This is a genomic window from Streptomyces griseorubiginosus (genome assembly GCF_017614965.1).
GTDB lineage: Bacteria > Actinomycetota > Actinomycetes > Streptomycetales > Streptomycetaceae > Streptomyces > Streptomyces griseorubiginosus_B.
The window spans coordinates 1-1,792 of record NZ_WVUG01000607.1 but is presented as its reverse complement, the minus strand read 5'-3'; the positions used below and the strand labels follow the sequence as shown (position 1 = coordinate 1,792).

Sequence of the window (1,792 nt, the reverse complement as noted above, 5' to 3'; positions counted from 1 at the left end):
GCCCCGACCGGCCGTCGAGCCCCGTCACCAGCAGCAGCGTCGCCCCGATGACACCGGCCGAGACGATCGCGTACGACCGCCCTTCCTGCGCGTAGTGGCCGATCAGCGGGGTGACGGCGTAGAGCAGGCCGCACCACAGGCCCACGCGCGGACCGGCCAGCCGCACGCCCAGCGCACCCACCAGCCCCGCGCTGACCGCCGCCCCGCACACCGACGGCAGCCGCAGCGCGACCTCGTCGGGCCGGACGGCGAGGACGACGTGCAGGACGAGGTAGTAGAGCCCGTGCACCGCGTCCACCGAATGGAGCATCCGCCAGATCTGCGGCACCGTACGCCGGCCGACCAGGAAGGTGGCGGCCTCGTCGCCCCACATGCCGCCCCGGTCGAGCCGCCACAGCCCGATCCCGAGCATCACGGCCACGGGAACCACGACGGCCAGGACCTCGGGACGTGCCAGTCGGCGCACCGTGTTCTTACCGTCCACTCGCCTGATGGTGGGCTGTTGGCGAGCTCTTACCGACGATTGACGGTGTATTAGCACGTCCACTCCATTCGCCCGGCTTACGATCCGCCGTGATGAACGCGGAGCCGACCTCAAAGACACGACGTCCTCTTCTCGCCCTCGCCGCAGGCTGGCTCGCCACCCGCGCCGCGATGCTGTGGCTGCTCGCGCTGGGCGGCCTGCCGCTGCTCGGGCACGGCTCGGTCGCCCGGGAGGTGTGGCGGCTGTACCACCACTGGTACGGCGTCCTGGCGCACGGCAGCTTCCCCGTCCACGACCCGCTCTGGCAGTACCCGCCGGGTGCCGGCGCGGTCCTGCTCTCGCCCGCGCTGCTGCCGGGCCTGACGTACTTCGAGGCGTTCGTCGCGCTCACCCTCGTCTGCGACGCGGCGATCACCGTGGCGCTGGCCGTCGCGGGCGCGCGCGGTCACCGCAGCCTCCTCGGCGCGGCGGTGTGGGTGGCCGGCCTCCCCCTCCTGCTGCAGACGCCGCTCGCGCGCTACGACGTCCAGGTGACCGCCCTCGCGGTGGTCTCCCTGCTGGCGTTGCCGCGCTCCACGCGCGCGTGCGGGGCGTTCGCGGCGCTGGGCGCCCTGGTGAAGGTGTGGCCGGCGCTGGTGCTGCTGGGCACGCCGAGGGGCCGTATGACGCGCTCGGCGTGGGCGTGGGCCCTCGCCACCGGGACCGTCGCCCTGGGCGTGCTGGCGGCCCTGTTCGCCAACCCCTTCGGCTTCCTGCGCGAGCAGGGCGGCCGGGGTGTGCAGATCGAGTCGCTGGGCGGCACGGTGCTCTCCTTCGCCGTGCACGCCGGCTGGCCGGGGAAGGTGCGCTACCGGTACGGCGCCATGGAGTTCACCGGCCCGTACGTCCGCACGGTCGCCCACGTCTCCCTGGCGCTCACCGCGGTCGCCTTCGCGCTGATGCTGCTGTGGCGGCTGCGGGCCCGGCGCTGGACCCCGGCCACGCCCTACGACGCGGCGCTGAGCGCGGTGCTGCTGTTCACCGTCACCAGCCGGGTGATCAGCCCGCAGTACATGATCTGGCTGGTGGGACTGGCCGCCGTGTGCCTGACCTCACGGCACACCGTGCAGCGCCCGGTCGCCGCGCTGATCCTGGCGGCGAGCGCGGTCAGCGCCGTCGAGTTCCCGGTCCTGTACAACCAGGTCATGGCCTGCACCTGGACGGGCTGCGCCCTGATGCTCGTACGCAACGGCCTGCTCGCGGCGGCCGCCGTGCTGTCCTTCGTCCGGCTGTGGCGCTCCACCGCGCCCCCGCCGCCCCTCCCTGGCG

General features: G+C 73.7%; 1 protein-coding gene and 1 pseudogene. One reads left to right on the top strand and one right to left on the bottom strand.

What is annotated here, in order from left to right; all coding sequences use genetic code 11:
• Positions 1-412 (bottom strand): annotated as a pseudogene (locus GRC12_RS44125) (glycosyltransferase family 39 protein); the annotation flags it as partial.
• Between the two features lie 164 nt (positions 413-576).
• Between GRC12_RS44125 and GRC12_RS44120 the strand changes: the two are divergent.
• Positions 577-1,792: glycosyltransferase family 87 protein (locus GRC12_RS44120; protein ID WP_208786046.1), on the top strand; the 1,216-nt coding region annotated here is incomplete at its 3' end.